Annotated in this window: 18 protein-coding genes; 8 read left to right on the top strand and 10 right to left on the bottom strand. The window is 71.1% G+C overall.

Annotated elements, in window-relative coordinates; genetic code table 11:
* Positions 1-140 precede the first annotated feature (140 nt).
* The gene (gene cpaB, locus HNR09_RS16315) at positions 141-785 is read left to right on the top strand and encodes an RcpC/CpaB family pilus assembly protein (RefSeq protein ID WP_179540505.1); all 645 of its coding nucleotides are present in this window, start codon (positions 141-143) and stop codon (positions 783-785) included.
* 14 nt (positions 786-799) lie between these two features.
* Here the strand turns inward: cpaB and HNR09_RS01875 are convergent, their stop codons facing one another.
* The 8 genes from HNR09_RS01875 to HNR09_RS01840 form a co-directional block, all read right to left on the bottom strand.
* A complete protein-coding gene (locus tag HNR09_RS01875) occupies positions 800-1,081 on the bottom strand; it encodes an FmdB family zinc ribbon protein (RefSeq protein WP_179540504.1) in 282 nt (93 codons plus the stop codon).
* Between the two features lie 135 nt (positions 1,082-1,216).
* A complete protein-coding gene (locus tag HNR09_RS01870; protein ID WP_179540503.1) occupies positions 1,217-1,831 on the bottom strand; it encodes a 5-formyltetrahydrofolate cyclo-ligase in 615 nt (204 codons plus the stop codon).
* Between the two features lie 26 nt (positions 1,832-1,857).
* Positions 1,858-2,994, bottom strand: a complete 1,137-nt coding sequence (locus tag HNR09_RS01865; protein ID WP_179540502.1) for a hypothetical protein — start codon at positions 2,992-2,994, stop codon at positions 1,858-1,860.
* Positions 2,991-4,379, bottom strand: a complete 1,389-nt coding sequence (locus tag HNR09_RS16430) for a phosphotransferase (protein ID WP_179540501.1) — start codon at positions 4,377-4,379, stop codon at positions 2,991-2,993. The genes HNR09_RS01865 and HNR09_RS16430 overlap by 4 nt, the downstream gene beginning before the upstream one ends.
* On the bottom strand, positions 4,376-6,301 hold the full coding sequence (locus HNR09_RS01855) for an ABC transporter ATP-binding protein (RefSeq protein ID WP_179540500.1): 1,926 nt from the start codon (positions 6,299-6,301) through the stop codon (positions 4,376-4,378). The genes HNR09_RS16430 and HNR09_RS01855 overlap by 4 nt, the downstream gene beginning before the upstream one ends.
* Positions 6,298-7,500, bottom strand: coding sequence for a glycosyltransferase family 4 protein (locus tag HNR09_RS01850; protein ID WP_179540499.1), 1,203 nt, complete (start codon positions 7,498-7,500; stop codon positions 6,298-6,300). Before HNR09_RS01850 ends, HNR09_RS01855 begins: the two co-directional genes overlap by 4 nt.
* The gene (locus HNR09_RS01845; RefSeq protein ID WP_179540498.1) at positions 7,497-8,732 is read right to left on the bottom strand and encodes a glycosyltransferase family 4 protein; all 1,236 of its coding nucleotides are present in this window, start codon (positions 8,730-8,732) and stop codon (positions 7,497-7,499) included. Before HNR09_RS01845 ends, HNR09_RS01850 begins: the two co-directional genes overlap by 4 nt.
* Positions 8,725-9,939 carry a glycosyltransferase family protein gene (locus tag HNR09_RS01840; protein ID WP_179540497.1) on the bottom strand — a complete coding sequence of 405 codons (1,215 nt, stop codon included), beginning with the start codon at positions 9,937-9,939 and terminating at the stop codon, positions 8,725-8,727. The genes HNR09_RS01845 and HNR09_RS01840 overlap by 8 nt, the downstream gene beginning before the upstream one ends.
* 355 nt (positions 9,940-10,294) lie before the next feature.
* Between HNR09_RS01840 and galE the strand changes: the two genes are divergently transcribed.
* Positions 10,295-11,233: a UDP-glucose 4-epimerase GalE gene (galE, locus tag HNR09_RS01835; RefSeq protein WP_179540496.1), complete on the top strand. Its 939-nt coding sequence runs from the start codon at positions 10,295-10,297 to the stop codon at positions 11,231-11,233.
* Positions 11,234-11,312: 79 nt separating this feature from the next.
* Here galE and rsmI read toward each other — a convergent pair whose 3' ends face one another.
* Positions 11,313-12,227 (bottom strand): 16S rRNA (cytidine(1402)-2'-O)-methyltransferase, encoded by a 915-nt coding sequence (rsmI, locus tag HNR09_RS01830; protein ID WP_179540495.1) that lies wholly within the window; start codon positions 12,225-12,227, stop codon positions 11,313-11,315.
* A 51-nt stretch (positions 12,228-12,278) separates the two neighbouring features.
* On the opposite strand from rsmI, the gene HNR09_RS01825 reads away from it, so the two are divergent.
* The 6 genes from HNR09_RS01825 (at position 12,279) to HNR09_RS01800 (ending at position 20,571) form a co-directional block, all read left to right on the top strand.
* Positions 12,279-13,871 (top strand): dolichyl-phosphate-mannose--protein mannosyltransferase, encoded by a 1,593-nt coding sequence (locus HNR09_RS01825; RefSeq protein ID WP_343047410.1) that lies wholly within the window; start codon positions 12,279-12,281, stop codon positions 13,869-13,871.
* 106 nt (positions 13,872-13,977) lie between these two features.
* On the top strand, positions 13,978-15,819 hold the full coding sequence (locus tag HNR09_RS01820; protein ID WP_179540493.1) for an AMP-binding protein: 1,842 nt from the start codon (positions 13,978-13,980) through the stop codon (positions 15,817-15,819).
* 84 nt (positions 15,820-15,903) lie between these two features.
* Positions 15,904-16,845 (top strand): TatD family hydrolase, encoded by a 942-nt coding sequence (locus HNR09_RS01815; protein ID WP_179542955.1) that lies wholly within the window; start codon positions 15,904-15,906, stop codon positions 16,843-16,845.
* Positions 16,842-17,729, top strand: a complete 888-nt coding sequence (gene rsmA, locus HNR09_RS01810) for a 16S rRNA (adenine(1518)-N(6)/adenine(1519)-N(6))-dimethyltransferase RsmA (RefSeq protein WP_179540492.1) — start codon at positions 16,842-16,844, stop codon at positions 17,727-17,729. The genes HNR09_RS01815 and rsmA overlap by 4 nt, the downstream gene beginning before the upstream one ends.
* 108 nt (positions 17,730-17,837) lie before the next feature.
* Positions 17,838-18,827, top strand: coding sequence for a 4-(cytidine 5'-diphospho)-2-C-methyl-D-erythritol kinase (locus HNR09_RS01805; RefSeq protein ID WP_179540491.1), 990 nt, complete (start codon positions 17,838-17,840; stop codon positions 18,825-18,827).
* A 190-nt stretch (positions 18,828-19,017) separates the two neighbouring features.
* Positions 19,018-20,571 (top strand): NCS1 family nucleobase:cation symporter-1, encoded by a 1,554-nt coding sequence (locus tag HNR09_RS01800; protein WP_246348684.1) that lies wholly within the window; start codon positions 19,018-19,020, stop codon positions 20,569-20,571.
* Here HNR09_RS01800 and HNR09_RS01795 read toward each other — a convergent pair.
* Entirely contained in the window at positions 20,495-21,586 is a 1,092-nt protein-coding gene (locus tag HNR09_RS01795; RefSeq protein ID WP_343047409.1) for an EamA family transporter, read from the bottom strand. The genes HNR09_RS01800 and HNR09_RS01795 overlap by 77 nt on opposite strands.
* Between the last annotated feature and the right edge of the window lie 68 nt (positions 21,587-21,654).

Below are 21,654 nucleotides of genomic sequence, written 5' to 3'. Positions count from 1 at the left end.
CGTCCACGCCTGCCGCGCGGCATAGGGCGTACCCGCAGGCTCCAGCCGCAGGATCCCGACGGACCCGCCGCCGCAGATCTCGTTCCGGCACGTCGTCCCGTGGGCGCTCGGCTCAGCCGCTGCGGCGGCGTCGGCCGCGCGTGGCCCGGCGTCTGCGCGGCACAGGGCTGGGCCTCTGGGTGCGTCGTCTGCGGATCCCGCTGGCGCTGCTGTGCGGTCTCAGCGCGGTCGCGGCGGGGCTGCTCGCCGGCGTCGAGTCCCAGGGAGAGACCGTCACCGCCGTGCGCGTCACCCAGGACGTGCCCGCGGGGGAGGAGCTGGCCGTCGGCATGTTGGAAGAGGTCAGTGTGGACGCCGAGGCGGTCCCGGGTGGGGAACCCGCCACCGCCGAGGAGGTTGCGGGGCGGCAGGCGGCGGTGCCGCTGCCCAGTGGCGCGGTGGTGCTGACCTCGCTGCTCGTCGGGCCGGGCTTGCTGGCGGGTCAGCCCGAGGGGGATGTGGCGGTGCCGGTCCGTCCGGCGGACACGGCTCTCGTGGGGATGCTCACCCCAGGCCAGGAGGTGGATGTGATCCTCTCGGCAGAGTCGCTGGAGGAGGGCACCTCCTCAAGGACCGTGGCGCGTGCGGCGCCGGTGCTGTGGACGCCCTCGGGGGAGGGGGACGACTGGTTCCCCCAACCCGGTGACGGCGGACAGGTGGTGGTCATCGGCGTCAGCCCGTCCACGGCTCAGGACATCGCGCAGGCCGCCCACGAGGGGCACCTTCACCTGAGCCTGGTGGGGTGAGAGGAGGTGGTGACTCAGTCGGCCGCGGTGGCCGCCGCCGGAGTCTTGCTGGCGGAGCTCGACGAGTCCGAGGTGGATGTCGACGAGTCGGAGCTGGAGCTGGCCGAGGAGCTGGCCGCGCTGCGGGAGTCGGTCCGGTAGAACCCTGAGCCCTTGAAGCTGACGCCGACGCTGCCGAACTTCTTGCGCAGAGTGCCGGAGCACTCCGGGCACAGGGTCAGCGAGTCGTCACTGAACGACTGGACGATGTCGAAGGAGTGGGTGCAGTCCTTGCAGGCGTACGAATAGGTGGGCATCGGATTCCTCGGTCTGGGGACAGGCGGCGGACCCATGCTGCACAGGCCGCCACGGAGACATCTGCCGACCACTGATTCTATACCGCTCAGCGGCACGGCTCCGCACGCGGCATCACAGCGGATGCCGTTCAGCGCTCAGAGGACAAGCCGACGCAGCCGCTCGGGAGTCACCACGGCTTCCACCTGCAGGTCATGAGCCTCCACCGGGAACGTGCCCGGCGGGAGCACCTCACCGGGGCCCACCACCGCCCAGGCGGCGACGTCGGTGAGTCGTCCTGCCGCGTCCAGTCGGGCGAAGAGCCGGTCGTAGTACCCGCCGCCCTGGCCCAGCCGGTGCCCCCGGGTGTCCACCGCCAGGGCGGGCAGCAGCATCAGCAGCGGCCCCTGGTCAAGCAGCCGCTCGATCTCCCGGCCCGGGCCCTCCGGCTCGTCCAGCGGCAGCACCGGGTGACGGCGAGTCGGCGCCTCCAGGGTCCAGTCCACCCATTCCAGCTGCGGCTCCGCCGTCTCCGCCACTCGGGGCAGGGCCACCTCCCCGCCGCGAGCCAGGTGGTGTGCCAGGAATGGGCGCACGTCCGGCTCCTCCGGCATCGGCAGATAGGCCGCCACACGGGATCCGGCCGGCACGTGCTCCTCCAGGACCCGAGCCAGGGCGTCGCCGAGACGTCGTCGAGCCTCGGCGCCCAGGGCGCGTCGGGCGTCGCGGACCCGCCCTCGGACCTGACGTTTGGCCGCCCCGATCTCTCCCATGGGTCCAGGGTAGTAGTCGTCGTCGATCACGCCCGCCCCGGTCGCAGCTCGCCCCGCAGCTGGTCGACCAGCCCCGTGTACTGAGGACGGAAGGCGTAGACGCACAGCAGACGCAGCAGGCTCGCTTGCTCGTAGACGGCCACCGCCTCCGCCACGGAGGCACCCGACGCGCCGGAGAGCTTCTCGGCCGTGGCGTCCACACATCCGCGCACGGTCTCGGCCTGCGCGGTGCTCCACACGCCCTGACGCTGCCGCCAGGTGGCGTGCGCGCGCAGATTGCCCAGGTCCAGGGCAGGATCCGCCAGGCAGGCGGTGTCGACGTCGAGCAGCCCCGGCCCCAGTTCGGCGGACCACAGCACCTGCTTGTCATGCAGGTCCCGGTGCGCCGGGCGGGGGCTCCCCACCGGCAGTCCGGCCAGGGCCTCAGCGGCCGCGGCCACCGCCTCCACGAACAGCTCCGGCTCCGGGCCCCGGGCCCGCAGCACCGGCATGGCCAGTTCGGTCCACCGGTGCAGCACCGCTACCTCCCCCGCCGCGTCATGCACCGGCAGGTCCTGCCCGTCCACAGGCCGGCGCACCGCCTCACCCCAGGCAGCCAGCACCTCATCCCAGGCCCGCGCCCAGTCCAGGGGGGCGCCGTCGTCGCTGACCTCGTGCAGGCTCGAGCCGGCCAGGGCGGAGAAGGTCACCGAGGCCTCATCATGGCCCAGCACCTCCGGAGTGCGGAACGGGCCGTCGAAGGCCGCCGCCCGCGCCACGCCGTCGAGAATCCCCTGGGCGCGTCCTGGGCGGACCAGCTTGATGAATCGGGAGCCCGCAGCACCGGCGTTCTCCGGAGCGAGCTCAGTGCGCACCACGGCGCGGCGGTGCGGACGATGCGACACCACGACCCCGCTCCCGCTCAGCTGCTCCAGCTGTGGGAGCCGAGGATCCGTTCCGGCGGGGAAGAGGTCGAGACGCCCGTCCCCGGCGCCCTGGAACCAGCCGGCGCGCAGGCGACCCTGAGCATCCACCGCCTCGACGGCCAGCCTCGACGAGCCGTGAGCCCCACGGCTCGTCGAGGCCTTCTCCGGCCATACCCGGGTGATGGTGACGATTCCGCCCTCGACCTCGGCATGCTCCGGCGGCAGCACGACAGAACCCGAGGTGCCCGTCCGGGTCATCTCTGCAGCGCCCGCTCGGCCATCGACATGCGCCGGGAGGCCTGCTGGGGCCAGTTCGCCTCCCGACGGCGGAAGGAGTCCAAGGCGGCGCGCAGATGCGCATACGCCTCCCAGGCGGCCTGCGAATCCTCATCGATCGGCGCCACCTCGCGATAACCGTGCAGGAACGCGTCGGCCAGCTCCACATGGTCGGCCGCCCGGCAGGAGGCGACCCAGGAGCCGACATCACGCATCGCCGGCCCCCGGCCGGCTCGGTCCAGATCGATGATCCGCACTCGCGAGCCGTCGAGGTCGGAGACCAGCACCTGGTCGGGGGAGAGGTCGCCATGGAGCTCCACCAGCTCGTCGGTCTCGCCGAGGTCCTCCAGCTGCGGGGAGAGCATCTCTGCCAACATGTCCGCCCGCTGCCCCAGCCACGGGGCCACCAGCCCGATGGCATGCACGGCCTCGGCGACCTCCGGGATCAGCACGCTGTCGGGCTGCACCTCGAGCTCCGAGGAGCGGGTGTGGAGCTCACCGAAGACGATTCCGGCAGTCTCGGCGGCGGCTCCCACGGGGTGCTGCAGGAGATCACCCAGACCCCACCGCGGGGAGATGACCGCGGTCCCGCGTTCACCGAGGGGCTGCATCGGCTCCATGGGGACCCCCAGCCGACGCCACCGGTCGGCCGCCGCCAGCTGGGGAGCAACCTCGCCGGCGCTCACCCGCACCACATGCTGTGCGCCCTCGAGCTGCACGCCGGCGACCACCCGGCGCCCTGGGTTGTAGCGCAGCACCTGCCAGGGAACCTCGGGGCCGAGCGCGTCCTGGGCCTCGGCCAGCTCGCGGCCCAGCATCCGGTCCGACCACATCGACCCCGAGACGAGGTACACCGGGTCCTCCCGGTGGATGGTCAGCTGCCGCCCCACCCGTTCGGCGCGGGCGAGGGTCTTGGCGTACTTGTCGGTGTCCAGGGACACCTCCGTCCAGCCGTGCTGGGCGGGTCCGTCGGCGCCGTCCGGTGCGGATCGGTCCCCGTCGGTGCGCTCCCAGGCCATGAGCACGCTGCGCTCGGGCTTGATCCGGACATGGCGTCCGTGCACGGGGAAGCCCAACCAGGAGGAGAGGGCGTCGTCGTCGAACAGGCCCTCAGCATGCTGCAGGTGCGTGAGGGCGGCGACGGCGGCGTCGGCGTCCGCGGCCCGCGGGGCGCGGACCTTCACCGGCGGCACCGGAATCGTCAGGTGGGAGGCCTGCGCGAGCTGTTCGTCCGGATCGGCGGCGCCGGCGGGGATCTCCGGGGACTCCATGGGGGTCTCCAGCTCGTCGATCGAGGCGGATGAGGCCTCGCCGATCTGCTGTGCGCCCCGGGGCAGGTCCTGGGATGCGGCTCGTGAAGCGGTCACGCGTTGGCCCTCTCGTCCTGGGCGGTCCCCTCCGGCTGCTGCTGCACCGCGGGGGTCTCCGCCGTTCCGTGGATGGCCTCTGCCGGAGTCCGCCCGGCTTCCTCTTGGGCGGAGGACTCCCGCTGGGCCGCGGCCCAGCGAGCGACTCGGCTGCCCTCGTGAGCGAGCAGCTCCTCCGGGGAGCCGTCCTCGACGATGCGACCATCCTGAAGCCAGAGTATGCGGTCCACACCTTGGAGAGTGCTGAGATCATGCGTGATGGCGACTGTGGTCCGCCCCCGGGTCAGCTCCTGAAGGGAGGACTCCACGAGATCTCGAGAGGCGGGATCCAGGCCGGTGGTGGCCTCGTCGAGGATCACGATCGGGGCGTCGCGGACCAGTGCCCGGGCGATGGCGATACGCTGCCGCTGCCCGCCGGAGAGGGTGTCGCCGCGGGCTCCGAGCACCGTCTCGTAGCCCTGGGGCAGCGCGGTGACGAAATCGTGGGCCCCCGACCGCCGCGCGGCCTGCTCGACCTCGTCGTCGGTGGCCTCGAGCCGCCCGTAGCGGATGTTCTCGCGCACCGTGGTCGCGAAGAGCACCGACTCCTGCAGCAGGATGGCCATGTTGCGGCGCAGGTCCTCTCGGCGGACGCGGCGGGTGTCGCAACCGTCCACCAGCACCGCTCCCTCGTCAGGGTCGGCCAGGCGCAGCAGGTAACCGGCCAGCGTGGACTTCCCCGACCCGGAGGGGCCCAGCAGCCCGACCCGCTGCCCGGCGGGAAGATGCAGGCTCAGGTCCCGGAACAGCTCCCGACCATGGCCGTCGCGGGCGCTCACCCGGTAGAACGCGACGTCGCCGCTGACTCGGCCCATGGGCAGGGCAGGGTCCGGATCCGTGATCTCCACCGGCTCGTCCATGAGATCCGCGATGCGCTCGCCGGAGGCGGCCGCCCGCGCGATGCGTCCGGTGTACTTGGCCATGTCTCGCAGCGGCTTCATCGCGATCTTCAGGTACATCAGGAACAGCACCATGTCACCGGGGGTCATCACCCCGCGCAGCACCTGCCAGCCGCCGAAGCCGAGCACCACTGCGGTGGAGACTCCGACGAGCACATCGGTGGAGCGTTCCAGGCGGGCGGCGAGCTTCCGGGCTCTGATCCCGGCCTTGAGCGCCTGGGCGTTGCCTGCGGCGAACCCCGCGGCCACGGTGTCCTCCAGTCCGTAGGCCTGCACCACCCGGATGGCGGCCAGCGCCTCAGCGGCGTCGCCGACCAACCGGCCCTCGCCCTTGCGGGTGTCCCGGGAGGCTGAGGAGATCTTCGGCGAGGAGACTCGGGAGATGAGGAAGTACAGGCCGGCGGTCACCAGCACCACCAGGGAGAGGGTCGGGTTCATGATGATGACCACCACGAAGAGCGCCAGCAGGGTCATCACATTGCCCACCAGGGGCAGTCCGGCCGTGACGGCGACCTCCTGCAGCCGCCCCATGTCTCCCACCAGACGCTGGGAGGTGTCTCCCACCGAGGCAGTGGAGTGGTAGCGCAGGGACAGCGACTGGACGTGGTCGAAGACCCTCGTGCGCAGGCGGGTCACCACCTTCACCCCGGTCTTGGCGAAGGCGATCGTGGAGATGTAGTTGCACACCGCCCGTCCCCCCACGATGCCGGCCAGCAGCAGCGCCCACAGCACCACTGTGGTGGAGACGTCGCCGGCGATCCCGGTGGTCTCCGCCAGACGGGCACCGAGGGCCTCCGTGACGGCGTCGACGGCGAACTTCACCGGCCAGGGCTCCAGGATGCGGAACGCGACGTCGCCGGCCAGGGCGAGCAGCCCCAGTGCGATGAGCAGCTTGTGCTCTCCCAGATGTGGGACCAGCATCCGCAGTGTGCGGGAGACGGCCCGGCGGTGCTGGCGGCGGGCGGAGGCAGAGGCGGCGCTCATCCGGGGATCACCGCCTGGGGGCGGTGTCCGAGCATCGTGAGCAGCTGTGCGCAGCGGCGGTGCCAGCTGTGCTCGGCCACGACGGCGGCGCGGCCGGCGGCGGCCAGCCGGGCCCGCAGCTCGGGGTGGCGGGCGAGCTGGTCCAATGCGTTGGCCAGCGCGTCGACGTCGCCGGGGCTGACGAGCAGGCCGCAGGAGCCGTGGCCGAGCACCTCGGGCAGGTCCCCGACGGCGGAGGCCACCACGGCGACCTGGGCGGCGAGGTACTCGTAGACCTTCAGCGGGGAGAAATAGTGCTCGCCGGAGGCGGGCCGCGGATACGGGGCCACAGCGACGTCGAAGCCCTCGAGGATCCGCGGGATCCGCGCCGGGGGCACGGCTCCCAGGAAGTGCACGGTGCCCTCGAGCCCGAGCTCCTCGGCCAGGGCGCGCAGCCGGGCCAGCTCCGGTCCGTACCCGCAGATCTCCAGCCGCCAGCCGCCCGGTTCGCGGCCGCTGGCCGTCGCCACGGCGCGCAGCAGCATCTCGGTGCCGTGCCAGGGTTTCAGGGTGCCGACGAAACCGATGGTGAACGGTCTCGTGGCCTGACCTGCCTGGTCCTCGGCCTGCGGGCGGATCCGCTCGGTGTTGACGCCGTTGGGGATGACGGCGACCTGCGCGGAGGGCTCCACCCGCGCCACCCAGCGGGCCACCGGCTCGGAGACGCAGGAGACGACGTCGGCGGCGGCGAAGGTGCGGCGGGTGGCGCTCCAGGCCGTCGTCTCGTCGTGGAGGGTGCGATGGTCACGCTGCTCCTCGATCAGCGGGGCATTGACCTCCACCGCCAGCGGGACGCCGGTCAGCTCGACCAGCCGGGCTCCGGCCTCGGAGAACAGCGAGTAGCGCTCATAGGCGGCTTCGGCGCCGTCGGCGGCGGCCAGGCGGGCCATCTGCTCGGCGGCCTGCGCCACGGCGGCTTCCCGTGCCGCGGCGTCCCTGGCCCCGGGCACCGGGATGACCACCACCGGCAGGTCCGCCAGGTCGTCTGGGACGGATTCGGTCTCCGGCCGGCCTGGGCGGTCCCCACGCTTGGTGCAATAGACGGTCACCTCGTGGTTGTGGGACCGCAGGGCGCGGACCATCTCCTGGACGTGCACGCAGGCTCCCTTAGTGCCGAAGACGCCGATGCCCGGGTCAGCGAGCAGATAGGCGATCCTCATCGGGCACCTCCGGCGGACACGGAGGGGCGCTCCACGGGCACCAGGGCGCGCAGGGCGGCGGCCTGACGGCGGGAGGCGAAGAGCTCCTCCACCAGAGCGCGGGCCCGACGGACCATCTGGCCCTCCGCGGATGCCTCAGCCACGGCCTCCTGGATCGCATCGGCCAGGGCGGGGGCATCGTCACTGGGCACCAGCCACCCGGTCTCGCCCGGGACGACCACCTCGCCGACGGCGGTGACGTCGGCGGCCACGCAGCGGATGCCGCGGGCCATCGCCTCCAGCAGCACGGTGGGCAGCCCATCGGCATTGCCGTCGGTGCCGACCACGAAGGGGGCGACGAAGACGTCGTCGGTTCCGAGACGCTTCGAGAGCTCCGCCTGGGTGAGCGGGCCCAGCAGGCGGATGCGGTCGTCCAGCCCGCGGAGCGTGATCTCCGCGGCCAGCTCCTCGGCAAGCGGTCCGTCGCCGGCGATGTCTGCGCTGACGTCGAGGTCACGGGAGCGCAGCACGTCCACTGCTTCGATCAGCAGACGGAAGCCCTTCTTCTCCACCAGGCGCCCCACCGCGAGCAGACGCGGCGGGACGTCGGTGGCTTGGGGCCTGTCGGGGGTGAAGGGGAAGCGTTCCAGCTCCAGGCCGTTGCGCACCAGATGCAGAGTGCCGGTGGCTTGAGGGAACCGACGGCGGAGGTCGGCCAGGTTGTACTCGCTGATGGTGATCGCGTGGTGGGCGTCGGCGAGCTTGGCCTCCAGGTCCGTAGGGTCCACGTCCTGGTGGAAGATGTCCTTGGCGTGCGCGGTGAAGGAGTAGGGCAGCCCGGCGATGCGCCCGGCCAGCCGTGCCACCGTGGTCGCCACCGAGGCGAAATGGGCGTGGAGGTGCGTGACCCCGTGCTCGCGGGCCAGCCGGGCGACGGCGACCGCCTGGGCGGCGTCGTCATGGCTGTGCCGGCGCAGCTCCTCCCAGGCTGCGGCCACGCCCGACGCCGGCCCGGAGCTGAGAGCGTCCCACAGGCGGGTGGCCGAGCTGGGGCGCGGCACGTGGATCACCGGGGCCTGCACTCGGGCCAGCTCCGGATGGAAGCGGCTGTCCGTGGTGGGACGCAGGGAGAAGATCACGATCTGCTCGCCCTGGGCCTCGCGGGCCAGGATCTCCGAGACCACGAAGGTCTCGGAGAAGCGCGGATACATCTTCAGCACGTAGCCGACGACGGGCGTGGTCGATTCAGGCATGGGCGGGTACCTCCGTCGGGGTGGTGCGGGCTGCGCCGATCAGCTCGGCCGCGAAGCCCCCTACGCGGGTGAGCCCGTCGAGGTCCACCTGGTCGCGCGGGGTGCGGCGGTTCACGGCGCCGGCGAGCCAGCGGGTCAGCGCCTGCGGACTCAGTTCCACAGCGGGCAGGGAGTCGAGGGCTCCGATGGCGGCCAGGGCCGCGGTGCGTCGTGGCTGCTCCGCGCGGCGGGTGTGACGGGGGACCAGCAGAGCCGGCGTCGTGGTGGCCATGACCTCGGCCACCGAGTTGTATCCGGCCATCGAGACGACGGCGGTTGCGTCGCGGACCAGTGCCGGCACGTTGCCCGCGCTGCGCAGCACCTGCACCCGCGGCTCCCCGCCCCGGCCGGGGCTGGACTCCTGGCGGCGGTCCACGGCCTCGCGGATCCGCGCGACGTCCTCGGTGGGCATCTGCGGCCCGGTCACGATGAGGTGCCGGTGTCCCGCCGGAGGCTCGGATAGCGCGGACGCCAGGGCGATGTGTGCCCCGTCGGAGCCGCCGCCGACCATGGTGAGCACATAGGGCCGGGCGGCTGGAGCGCCGTCGTCATCGGGCCTGCCATGGGCGAGGTAGCCGGTGGTGCGCCCTTTCGCCGCCAGGGCGGCCGGTATCTCCCCGGTGCGGCGCGGATCGTAGACAGCGGCATCGCCGTAGATCCACATCTGGTCGTAGGCCTCGGCGACCCGCTCGGCGCCGCCGACGGCGTCCCATTCACGTCCTGCCGCCTCAGGGGCGTCGAGGACGTCGCGCAGTCCGAGCACGGTGCGGCAGTCAGGCCTGCCGCGCAGCAGATCCAGCGCCTCGGTGAGCTCCCCTCCCACGCCAAAGGGGTGGCGATCGGCGATGAACAGGTCGGGGGAGACGGCGTCGACCGCGGCGGCCACCGTGGCGCCGCGCAGCGCAGACATCTGCTCGGCCGGCAGGCTCATCCTCCGGGCCGCGTACCCGGCGGTGGTGTGGGTGAACCCCGGCAGCACCAGCCAATCCCAGCCTGCCGGCAGGGAGTCCCGGGCGGCGTCGGGATGCCCGGCGATGAGCAGCCCGCCCACCGTCTCACCGGTGAGCCGCGGCAGGTCGGCTGCCAGGGCGTGGGCGATCGCACGGTTGCGGCGGGCATGGCCCAAGCCCACGGAATCATGGGAGTACATGGCGATCGTGATGCTCATGGGTGCCCTCTCAGCAGGTCCAATCGGGACGTCGGTGCGAGTATCGTCATCGCTGTCCAGACTCGGGCTTGTTCATGAGAGAACGATGAGAAGCACATGAGGAGTTCATGAGACGGATGCCGGGCCATGTCTTGCGAGTCAGCCCCGCCCGTCGGGCCCAGGCTGTCGTGGCACTGTGGGCTCACCGAGTGACCATGGCAAGGATTGTGGGAAAATGTCGACTTCTGTTGGTTCCAGAGATTCTTGTGTAGAGTCCTTCCAGAGACTGTGATGGGGCAGACGACGAATTCCTGTGATGGAACAGAGCGCAGCCCCTAGCTGTGGGCCGCTGACGACGACCCCGAGGAGAGCACGGATGAAGGTTCTGGTGACCGGCGGCGCCGGCTACATCGGCAGTGTGGTGGCCCAACAGCTGTTGCGCGCCGGACACGAGGTGATCGTGCTCGATGACCTCTCCAAGGGACATGCCGACTCAGTGCTGCCTGGGGCCATCTGGCACCCGGGTGGACTGGAGGACGCCGCAGAGGTGCTGGACCCCAGCGTCGACGCCGTCATCCACCTCGCGGCGAAGTCGCTGGTGGGGGAGTCGGTGGAGCACCCCGAGCGCTACTGGCACGGCAATGTCGTCGCCTCGCTGGGGCTGATCGACGCGATGCGCGCCGCCGGGGTGCGGCGCATGGTGTTCTCCTCCACCGCCGCGGTGTACGGCAGCCCGCTCACCGAGACCATCGCCGAGGACCACCCGGCCGCGCCGATCAACCCCTATGGGGCCTCCAAGCTCGCCATCGACCACATGCTCAGTGCCGAGGCGAAGGCCCACGGGCTGGCCGCGGTCAGCCTGCGGTACTTCAACGTGGGCGGGGCCAGCGACGGGCTCTCCGAACGGCACGACCCCGAAACCCATCTGATCCCGAACCTGCTCAAGGCCGCCGCGGGCCACGGCGACACCGCGAAGCTCTTCGGCACCGACTATCCGACCCCCGACGGCACTGCGGTCCGCGACTACATCCACATCCTGGACCTGGCCGCCGCACACCTGCAGGCCATGGAGTGGGTGGCACCCGGCACCCACGAGATCTTCAACCTGGGCACCGGGGTGGGCTCCAGCGTGCGCGAGGTGATCGACGCCGTCGAACGGGTGACCGGCCGCAGCGTGCCCGTGGAGGAGCACCCCCGGCGCGCCGGTGACCCGGCCACCCTGGTGGCGTCCGGGCAGAAGGCCCGGGAGGTGCTCGGCTGGCAGCCGCGGCACAGCCTGGAGGACATCATCCGCGATGCCTGGAACCACCTCTGAACATGGCAGCACGCCGTCACGGGGGCAGCGTCACGGGGGCAGTGTCCCTTGGGCAGCGTCACCGGCGCTGTGCTGAGACTCAGTTCTTCCGAGCTGCCAATGCGGCGTCGTAGAGCTCCCGGGCGCTGATCCCGCGGTCGGCGGCGACCTCCTTGGCGGCGACCTTGAGCTTCACGCCCGCCTCCACCCGGCGGAGCACCTCAGCGGCCAGCTCCTCGGCGCTGGCCTCCTCCGCGGTGTCTTCGGCGCCGCCGACCACGAGGACCACCTCCCCGCGCACCTCACGGTCGGCCAGCTGCTCGGCCAGCTCTCCCAGGCTCCCGCGGAGGACCTCCTCATGCTTCTTGGTCAGCTCGCGGCAGACCGCCGCCGGACGCCCCGTCCCCAGAGCCTCGGCCAGCTCCGCCACGGTGGCGGCGGTGCGATGCGGGGACTCGAAGAGCACCGTCGTCCATTCCTCGGCCGCCAGGCGCTGGAGCAGCCGCCGGCGCTCAGCGCCCTTGCGGGCGGGGAAACCGGCGAAGGTGAACCGGTCCGTAGGCAGCCCGGAGAGGGCCAACGCCGTGGTCACCGCGGAGGCGCCCGGGGCGACTGTCACGGAGACCCCTGCGGCGATCGCGGCGCTCACGAGCCGGAAGCCTGGGTCTGAGACCCCGGGCATGCCGGCGTCGGAGACCACCAGGACCCGGGCGCCGTCGGCCGCCTCGGCCACCAGCTCCTCCGAGCGCGAGGCCTCGTTGTGCTCATGCAGGCTCACCATCCGGCCCGGCGCGGACACTCGCAACGCCTGGCACAGATGACGCGTGCGCCGGGTGTCCTCGGCGGCGATGATCTCGGCCGTCTCCAGCAGGGCGCGGAGTCGCCCAGTGGCGTCGGAGAGGTTCCCGATGGGGGTCGCAGCCAGCACCACCGGGGCGTCCCAGAGCCCGCCGGAATGGGCCGTCGGGGTCGAGGATGAGGTCGGTTCGGGGGAGGAAGGGGCGTGGGACGCCATGGTGGCCGACTCTCTGCTGGGAACATGGGTCGGTCACGTAGCATACCCAGGGTGGACGGGACTCTGACCAGGCGACGCACCTCCGCCGCGCACCTCACCGGGGCGCGTCCCGACGATCGGGACCTCCGGCGCCGTCGGCTCGGCGTCGAGCCGTTCCGTCCTGGTCTGCTCGGCTGGATCGTGCCCGCACTGGCCACGCTCCTGGCGGCCGGGCTGCGCCTGCCCGGTCTGGGACGCCCGCATCTGCTGATCTTCGACGAGACCTACTACGCCAAGGACGCCTACGCGCTGCTGATCGCCGGTCATGAGCTGGTCTGGCCCGAGGACGCCGACACGGCCTGGCTGGCCGGTGACCCGGCGCCCACAGATGAGCCCTCCTATGTGGTGCACCCTCCGCTGGGCAAATGGCTCATCGCGCTGGGCATCCAGGCACTCGGACCGGAGTCGGCCGCGGGCTGGCGGATCTCCGCGGCAGTGGCCGGGACGCTGTCCGTGCTGCTGGTGGCGTTGATCGCCCAACGGATGTTCCGCTCGGTGCTGCTCGGCGGCGTCGCCGGGGTGCTCACCGCCGCGGAGGGGCACCATCTGGTGATGAGCCGGGTGGCACTGCTGGACATCTTCCTGATGCTCTTCGTGCTGGCGGCCTTCGGCGCGCTGCTGGCGGACCGCTACCAGGGGCGACGACGGCTGGCCGACTCCAGCCCCGAGGCTTGGCTGGCCTGGCGGCCCTGGCGGCTGCTCGCCGGGGTGCTGCTGGGGGCGGCGGTGGCGGTGAAGCTCTCCGCGCTGGCCTTCCTCGCCGTCTTCGGGGTCCTGGTGATCCTCTGGGATCTGCAGTCCCGCCGTGACGCGGGGGCTCGGCGCTGGGGCGCGGCCGGGCTGCGCGACGCAGGGCTCGCGGTGCTCACCGTGCTGCCGGTGGCGGTGCTGACCTATCTGGCCTCCTGGGGCGGATGGCTGCGTTCGCAGACCGGATGGGGGCGGCTGTGGCACGAGAGCCACCCGGCTGAGGGGCTGGGCGCTCTGGTGCCTGACCCGCTGCGCTCGCTGTGGCAGTACCACCTCAGCGCCACGGACTTCCACACCGGCCTCGACGCCGGTCATGACTACGCCTCCACGCCGTGGACCTGGCTGTTCATGGGCCGGCCGGTGTCCTTCCACTACGAGTCCTACGAGCAGGGCGAGGCCGGCTGCGCCGCGTCGCGCTGCTCACAGGCCATCCTCGACCTGGCGAATCCGGTGATCTGGTGGGCCGGGCTGGCAGCCCTGGTGCTCGTGTGCGCGCTGTGGCTGGGCCGCCGGGACTGGCGGCACGGCGCGATCCTCTCCGGCTATGCGGCCGGCTTCGCCGTCTGGCTGCTGTTCCCGGACCGGACGATGTTCTTCTTCTACACCATCGCCTACCACCCGTTCCTCATCCTCTCCCTGGTGGCGGTGGCCGCAGCGGTGCTGCGGACCGGCACCGATCCTGCGCGCTTCTCTTCCCGGGCGATCCGGGCGAACCGACGGCGCAACACCGTGGTGGTGCTGTGCTTCCTGCTGCTGGCCACGGCCGTGTCGATCTTCTTCCTGCCGCTGTGGACGGGGGAGACGATCACCTATGAGCAGTGGCGTCTGCGCATGTGGCTGCCGTCCTGGATCTGATCGGCAGGGTGTGTGAACAGGGACTCGAGGACACGCGGCCCTACTCGGAAGTAACAATGTCGCCCAGCTCACATCCACGCCTTCCTGCGCGGCTATAGTGACTGCCGTGACTTCCACCGAACCCCTCACCGAGGCCACTACCGAACAGGTCGTCCAGCTGGATCCGAGCACCAACGTCACCGACGGGGTCCTGGCCCTGGAGGAGGCTTCGCCCGAGCGTCCCGTCTATGCGGTCCCCAACGGCTCAGGCGGTTGGGTGGACGTCTCGATCCGCAGCTTCGTGGCGCAGGTCCGCGCCGTGGCCAAGGGTCTGCTGGGCCTCGGGATCGAACCAGGCCAGCGCGTGGCCGTGATGTCACCGACCTGCTACTCCTGGGCCGTGGTGGACCAGGCCATCTGGTTCGTCGGAGGGGTCTCGGTGCCCATCTATGAGACCAGCTCCTCGCGTCAGGTGGGTGACCTGCTCGCCGACTCGGGCGCAGTGCTGGTGCTCACCGGGGGTGACGAGATCGCCGCCACCGTCCGGACCGCCGTCGAGCAGGTCGGCGACGAGACCGCACAGGTCCCTGTGCGGGGCATGCGCACGCACCAGGAGCTTGAGGCGATCGCGGCCTACGGCGTCGGCGTCGAGGCTGCCGCCCTCGAGCGTGCCCGCACCGCTGCGGGCCTCGACGACGTCGCCACGCTGGTCTACACCTCCGGCACCACCGGCCGGCCCAAAGGGGTGCGGATCACCCACCGCAACCTGGCCGAGGGTGCGGCGAACCTGATGCCCTTCGTCCGTGAGATCGTCGGCGAGGGCCCCTCTCGCACGCTGCTCTTCCTGCCGCTGGCCCATGTGCTGGCCCGGGCGGTGCAGCTGATCTGCCTGCACCGCGGGGTCCAGGTGGCGCACAGCCCCAGCACCGCCACCCTGGCGCAGGACCTCGCCAGCTTCCGGCCGCGTTGGCTGCTGGGGGTGCCGCGGGTGTTCGAGAAGGTCTACCACGGGGCGGCGGCCGCAGCCGAGGCCGCCGGGAAGGGCCGGATCTTCGAGGCCGCCCGGCGCACGGCTGTGGAGTACTCACGAGCCCTCGACGATGCCGCCGCCGGCCGCGGCCCCGGCCCCTCGGTGGGGCTGAAGGCCCGTCGTGCGCTGTTCTCCCGGCTGGTCTACGCCAAGCTCCACGCCCGGCTCGGCGGCAGTGCGGAGTACATGATCTCCGGAGCCTCCCCGTTGAACCCTGAGATCGCCCACTTCTTCACCGGAATCGGGGTGCCGGTCAAGGAAGGTTATGGACTGACCGAGACCACTGCTCCGATCACGCTGAACATCCCCGGGGCGACGCGCATCGGGTCAGTGGGCCTGCCGGTGCCGGGTACGACGGTGCGCATCGCCGAGGACGGAGAGGTGCTGCTGGCCGGTCCGGTGGTCTTCGACGGGTACGACCACCACGAGGACGCCACAGCGGAGGCCTTCGTCGACGGCTTCTTCCGCACCGGGGACCTCGGTGCCCTCGACGCCGACGGATTCCTCTCCATCACCGGGCGGAAGAAGGAGCTGCTGGTCACCGCCGGCGGCAAGAACGTGCACCCGGCGCCGCTGGAGGAGACCGTCCGCGCGCATCGGCTGGTGGCCCAGGCCGTCGTCGTCGGTGATGACCGTCCCTTCGTCTCCGCCTTGGTCACCCTGGACGCCGAGGCGCTGCCGGCCTGGTGCGCTGAGCAGGGCGCCGGGGAGCTGAGCCTGGAGCAGGCCTGCACCGACGACCGTGTGCGGGCGGCCGTGCAGACCGCCGTGGACGAGGCCAACGCCACGGTCTCTCGAGCTGAGTCGATCCGCAGGGTCCGCATCCTGGATGTGGAGCTGACCGAGGAGTCCGGGCATCTGACCCCGTCGATGAAGCTGCAGCGCCACAAGGTCATCGCCGACTTCGCCGAGGATGTCGAGGCGCTCTACGCGCGATGAGCTCGGGTCTCGCGCCCCAGGGCATTAGGCTGGAGCGCTGTGAGTGAATCCCGCCAGGTGAGTGAGTCCCGCCAGCAGACCCCGGTGACCCCCGGCCGGACCCCGGAGGCCTATGTCCCGGCCCCGGAGCGCGCCCCCGAGGACGGCGCACCGGTCCGTGACGAGTCCGAGGAGGGCTCGGGGCGTCGTCGTCGGCTGGAATACCCGCCGGCGCCGGAGCCCCTGCCCGTGTCGGTGATCGACAACCATGCGCACCTGGACTTCCGGGACGGGCAGGTGGCCGTCTCCGTGGAGGCCGCCCTCGAAGCCGCCGAGGCGGTCGGCGTGGCGGGAGCGATCTGCGTGGGCTATGACGTGGCTTCCTCCGAGTTCTCCGTCACTGCGTCTGCCGCCGAGCCGCGGCTGAAGGCCGCAGTCGCCCTGCACCCCAACGAAGCCCCGCAGCTGACCGCCGCCGGAGAGTTCGACGCCGCCTTCGCCCGGATCGCCGAACTCGCTCGGCAGGACCAGGTGGTCGCCGTGGGCGAGACCGGGTTGGACTATTTCCGCACCGGGGCCGACGGCGTCGCCGCGCAGCAGGAGAGCTTCCGCCGGCACATCGCCCTGGCCGTGGAGCTGGACCTCGCAATGCAGATCCACGACCGTGACGCCCACGAGGACGTCGTGGCCGTACTGCAGGATGCCCCGGAGCTGCCCCGCTCGGTGGTGTTCCACTGCTACTCCGGAGACGCCGAGCTCGCCCGGATCTGCAACGCGCACGGCTGGTACATGTCCTTCGCCGGGACGGTGACCTTCAAGAACGCCCAGCACCTGCGCGAGGCCCTGGAGATCGCCGACCCGCAGCTGATCCTGGTGGAGACCGACACCCCCTTCCTCACCCCGCATCCTCACCGTGGTCGGCCCAATGCGCCGTACCTGATCCCGCAGACCATGCGGCTGATGGCCGAGGTGCGGCAGACAGGACTGGATTCGCTGTGCCAGCAGGTCATGCTCAACACCGTCCAGGCCTACGGGAGCTGGACATGAGCGGGGAGCACCCGGAGCTGCTCTCCGCCTCCCATATCCGGGACCTCGCCGAGGGCCTGGGCATCCGCCCCACCAAGCAGTGGGGGCAGAACTTCGTCATCGACCCCAACACCATCCGGCGCATCGTGGGTCTCGCCGAGCTCACCGGGGACGAGCACGTCCTGGAGGTCGGGCCCGGTCTGGGGTCGCTGACCCTGGGGCTGCTGGACGAGGCCGCCAAGGTCACCGCCGTGGAGATCGACCCGAAGTTGGCCGGTCAGCTGGACGAGACGGTGACCCTGATGCGCCCCGAACGGGCCACCGCGCTGCGCGTGGTCGCCCATGACGCCCTGCGCGTGCCGGCGGAGCAGCTGAGCTGGGACGACGCCGGTCCAGAGGTGCTGGTGGCCAACCTGCCCTACAACGTGGCGGTCCCGGTGGTGCTGCACCTGCTGCAGATCCTGCCCTCGCTGCGCAAGGGGCTGGTGATGGTCCAGGAGGAGGTCGCCGACCGACTCTGCGCCGGCCCGGGTTCGAAGATCTACGGGGTGCCCAGCGTGAAGGCCGCCTGGGACACCCACATGCGCAAGGCCGGGGTGGTCGGCAAAAGAGTCTTCTGGCCGGAGCCGCGGATCTCCTCCGGGCTGGTCCGGTTCGACCGCGTCGAGCCCGCCTCCGAGACCGTGGCCCGGAAGGAGGTCTTCGCCGTCGTCGACGCCGCCTTCGCCCAGCGCCGCAAGACCCTGCGCGCCGCGCTGTCCACGCTGGTGGGCAGCGGGGTGCGGGCCGAGCAGGTGCTGCGTGCCGCTGGAGTGGACCCCCAGGCCCGGGGGGAGACCCTCGACGTCACCGCCTACACGCGCATCGCCGCGGCGCTGCGGGAGATGCCCGACGCCGAGGCGTGAGGCGGTGTCAGCCCCGAGCGGTAGAGTGCTGAGGCACCAGGTGGAGCACCCTGACGGCAGACCCCGGCACGACGTGGAGGATGAGGCAGGCAGCATGAGGGACAGCGCATGAAGGACAGTGAATTCTTCGGACACGTCACCGCCGTCGCACCCGGCAAGGTCAACATGAGCCTGAGAGTGGGTCCGCTGCGCGCGGACGGCTATCACGACGTCGCCACGCTGTACCTGGCCGTCTCGCTCACCGAGGAGGTCACCGCCGCGCCCCGTGAGGACGAGGCGATCACGGTGAGCCTCTCGGAGCGTTCCGCCTTCACCGATGTGCAGTTCCAGGACCCGGAGTCCGGGGAGACCGTCACCGCGGCGATCCCGCTGGACGAGTCCAACCTCGCCCACCGTGCGGCGACGCTGCTGCGCCAGCGCCTGGGGCACCGTCGCGGGGTGGACTTGACCATCACCAAGAATGTGCCGGTGGCCGGGGGCATGGGTGGAGGATCTGCCGACGCCGCCGCGACCCTGGTGGCCTGTTCAGCCCTGTGGGAGGCCGGTCTGTCCAAGGAGCAGCTGGCAGAGCTCGGCTCAGAGCTCGGCGCCGACGTCCCCTTCGCGATCCTCGGCGGCGCCGCCGTCGGGCAGGGCGTGGGCGATGAGCTCTCCCCGCTGCTGACCCGTGGCGAGCTGCATCTGGTGATCGTGCCGTCGAACACCGGGCTCGCCACCCCGGAGGTCTACCGCCGTCTCGACGTCATGCGCGGCGACGCCGAGGTGGAGGCCGAGGAGCCGGTGCTGGACCCGGATCTGGTCCGCGCGGTCTCCACCGCAGACGCCGAGCTGATCGCCTCGCTGATGTCCAACGACCTGCAGGCTCCGGCGGTGAGCATGGTGCCCTCGTTGGAGGACATGATGGACGTCGGCCTGGTGGACGGCGCGCTGCAGGGCATGGTCTCCGGCTCGGGGCCCAGCGTGCTGTTCCTGGCTCGCGATGCGGAATCCGCTGGTCAGCTGGCCACTCGACTGGAGGATCGCACCTCGGTGTGGGCGATTCCGGTGAGTGGGCCTGCGCCAGGAGCGCATCTGCTGACTCACCGTCCGGGGGAATGAACCGGCCGCCGTCGGCCCCAATCTCTTCGCGTGACCTCTTGACTTCACCTACTGTGAGCCGGATTACACTCGTTGTCACATCCTGGATACTTTATTTCACACGCCGGAAACATGGGCGAGGCATCCTGGCTGAACCAGTGTCCAGCTGCCATGCAGCAGGTGCACCCGGGCGGGCTGATGAGGAGACGTCATGACGAGGCACAGAATCGAGAAGTCCACCGGGCCGCACACTCATGCGGGGGTCCACGTTGGTCGGGAGGCAGCTATGGGCGAAGGGACCGACTGTGCGGAGTCCTTCGACCCCGCCGCCGCGGATCCGGGACTGTACAACGAGAGCCTCGCCCCGCTGCCCCAGGCGAAGCGCACCTGGGGTGCCTTCGAGATCTTCAACGTCTGGTCCAATGACATCCAGTCCCTGGCGGGCTATACCCTGGCGGCCAGCCTGTTCATCGCCGCAGGGATCAACGGATGGTATGTCTTCGCCGCGATCCTGCTGGCGGGGTTCATCATTCAGGTCCTCGTGGACCTCAGCGGCAAGCCCAGCGTGAAGTACGGCTTCCCGTACCCCGTCCTGGCGCGATCCTCGATGGGGGTCCGCGGGGCGCAGTTCCCGGCCCTTGTCAGGGCCCTGGTGGCAATCTTCTGGTACGGCGCCCAGACGTACTTCGCCTCCACGGCCATCGCCCTGGCCGTGAACGCGCTGCTGGGTTCGCCCGGCGGCGCGACTGTGCTGGGCATGGATGCGGTCGCCTGGTCCTCCTATGTGCTGGCCTCGGTGCTGCAGGTGGCCCTGTTCATCGGAGGCATCGAACGTATCGGCCGGTTCCTCAACATCGCCGGCCCCGGGGTCTACCTCGTGATGATCGCTCTGCTGGTCGCCATCTGGGTCCAGGTCGGCGCCGATCTGCCCAGCGCGGTGGCGGGTGTCTTCTCGCGCGGCGAGGTCACCGGCTGGGCCGCGGTCAGCGCCTTCGTCGGGGTGACCGGCACCATGGTCGCCTATTTCGCCGCGGTGGTCATCAACTACGGAGACTTCGCCAGGAACGTTCGCAGCCAGCGCGCCATGCGCACGGGAAACTTCCTGGGGCTTCCGGTGAGCCTGGCACTGTTCACCTTCCTCTCGGTCTTCATCACCGCCGGCGCCTATGTCCTCTACCAGGAGGGCCAGGGCGAGCCGATGACCAACCCGACCGACATCGTCGCCGCGGTGGACAACACCCCGCTGACGGTGCTCGCCGCAGTGACCTTCCTGGTCGCCACCCTGGGTATCAACGTCGTGGCGAACTTCATCCCACCGGCATACTCGTTGTCGAACATCGCCCCGAGGCACATCAACTTCACCCGGGCGGGATGGATCACCGCGGGAGCCGGATTCATCATCGGCGGCTTGTGGGTGTCGGTCATCTCGGAGTTCGGCCTGCCGCTGTTCGTGGACACCCTCGGGGCTCTTCTCGCTCCGCTGTACGGGATCATCGTGGCCGACTACTACCTGGTGAAGCGGCAGCGGCTGAATGTCCAGGAGCTCTACTCCTCGGACCCCGCCGGCGCCTACTGGTACCAGAAGGGCTGGAACGTCCGGGCGATCCTGGCGTTCTCGGTGGCCTCGGTGCTGTCCATCGTGCTGGTCTGGACCCCGCAGCTCGACGACTACAGCGGCTTCGCCTGGATCATCGGTGCCGCAGTCGGCGGGATGCTCCACCTGGCGGCGATGCGCTCACACCGGTTGAGTCTGCCGACGAGCTGAGCGGGGCGCTGGGCGGGGCGCTGGGCGGGGCGCTGAGCGGGGCGCTGGGCTGGGGTCGCGACGGCTCGTCGAGCCGGATGCAGATGACCCCGGCCAGGATGAGCAGGCCACCGGCCAACTGGATGACGGCGGGAAGCTCGCCGAGCAGCGCCCAGGCCCAGAGCACGGCGAAGAGCACCTCCGTGAGGCCCACGAAGGAGGCCAGCTTGGCCTGCAGCCGCCGCGCGGCGATCACTCCGGTGGCATAGGCGATCCCGGCCGCGATCAGGCCCAGCCACAGCACCGGGACCCACCAGGGCACGCTGAACCCGGCCAGCAGCACCTGCTCGGCGTTCACGTGGAAGGGCACCACGCCCAGCGCACCGGCCACGGCGAGGGACGCGGCGCCCAGCAGCATGGCCAGGGAGGTGAAGGCCAGCGGCGGCAGACCGGTGGACTCGTCGGCGCCGATCAGGAAGAACGCGGCCAGGCCGACGGCGGCGAGCAGCCCCCAGAGCACCCCGAGCATGCTGATCTGCACGTCGCTGAAGACATCGAGCACCAGCAGCAGCCCGGCCAGCGCCAGCCCGATCCCGAGGAGGGTGAGCAGTCGGGGAGGCTGTCGACGCGCCAGCCAGAGCCACAGGACCACCAGGACGGGGCCGAGGTACTCCAGCATCAGGGCCACGCCCACTGGCAGGTGGGTCACCGCCAGGAAGAAGAACAGCTGGCAGCCGGCTACCGCCAAAGATCCGAACAGAGCCACGTGGAGCCAGGTCTGTCGACCGCGCAGCAGGTGCCAGCGTCCCTGCATCTCCCACACGGCCAGCGGCAGCAGGACGACCGCCCCGATGAGGACACGCACGGTCACGGCCGCCGCCGGCGACCATCCGGAGTCCAGCAGGCCCTTGGCCACACCTCCGGAGGATCCGAAGGCGACTGCGGAGACCAGGGCGATGAGCAGGCCGACTGCGAGCCCTCGGCCGGTGAGGCCGCCCCGCCGGTCGGAAGCATGGGGTGGGGCGGGAGAGGCCACAGCTCCTCCTATCATGGGTGTCGAGCAGGTTCGTCAGTGATGGTAGACCGAGCGGAGATCACGTACAA

Origin of the sequence: Nesterenkonia xinjiangensis (assembly GCF_013410745.1) — a bacterium.
Taxonomy (GTDB): domain Bacteria; phylum Actinomycetota; class Actinomycetes; order Actinomycetales; family Micrococcaceae; genus Nesterenkonia; species Nesterenkonia xinjiangensis.
Note: the sequence above shows the minus strand (reverse complement) of the source record. Positions and strands in the feature narration are given on the sequence as shown.

Bases quoted from the DNA above. Each gene is read 5' to 3' on its own strand.
- HNR09_RS01875 (WP_179540504.1), bottom strand. From the start codon at position 1,081: ATGCCCACCTATTCGTACGCCTGCAAGGACTGCACCCACTCCTTCGAC.
- HNR09_RS01870 (WP_179540503.1), bottom strand. From the start codon at position 1,831: ATGGGAGAGATCGGGGCGGCCAAACGTCAGGTCCGAGGGCGGGTCCGC.
- HNR09_RS01865 (WP_179540502.1), bottom strand. From the start codon at position 2,994: ATGACCCGGACGGGCACCTCGGGTTCTGTCGTGCTGCCGCCGGAGCAT.
- HNR09_RS01855 (WP_179540500.1), bottom strand. From the start codon at position 6,301: ATGAGCGCCGCCTCTGCCTCCGCCCGCCGCCAGCACCGCCGGGCCGTC.
- HNR09_RS01850 (WP_179540499.1), bottom strand. From the start codon at position 7,500: ATGAGGATCGCCTATCTGCTCGCTGACCCGGGCATCGGCGTCTTCGGC.
- HNR09_RS01845 (WP_179540498.1), bottom strand. From the start codon at position 8,732: ATGCCTGAATCGACCACGCCCGTCGTCGGCTACGTGCTGAAGATGTAT.
- HNR09_RS01840 (WP_179540497.1), bottom strand. From the start codon at position 9,939: ATGAGCATCACGATCGCCATGTACTCCCATGATTCCGTGGGCTTGGGC.
- galE (WP_179540496.1), top strand. From the start codon at position 10,295: ATGAAGGTTCTGGTGACCGGCGGCGCCGGCTACATCGGCAGTGTGGTG.
- rsmI (WP_179540495.1), bottom strand. From the start codon at position 12,227: ATGGCGTCCCACGCCCCTTCCTCCCCCGAACCGACCTCATCCTCGACC.
- rsmA (WP_179540492.1), top strand. From the start codon at position 16,842: ATGAGCGGGGAGCACCCGGAGCTGCTCTCCGCCTCCCATATCCGGGAC.
- HNR09_RS01805 (WP_179540491.1), top strand. From the start codon at position 17,838: ATGAAGGACAGTGAATTCTTCGGACACGTCACCGCCGTCGCACCCGGC.
- HNR09_RS01800 (WP_246348684.1), top strand. From the start codon at position 19,018: ATGACGAGGCACAGAATCGAGAAGTCCACCGGGCCGCACACTCATGCG.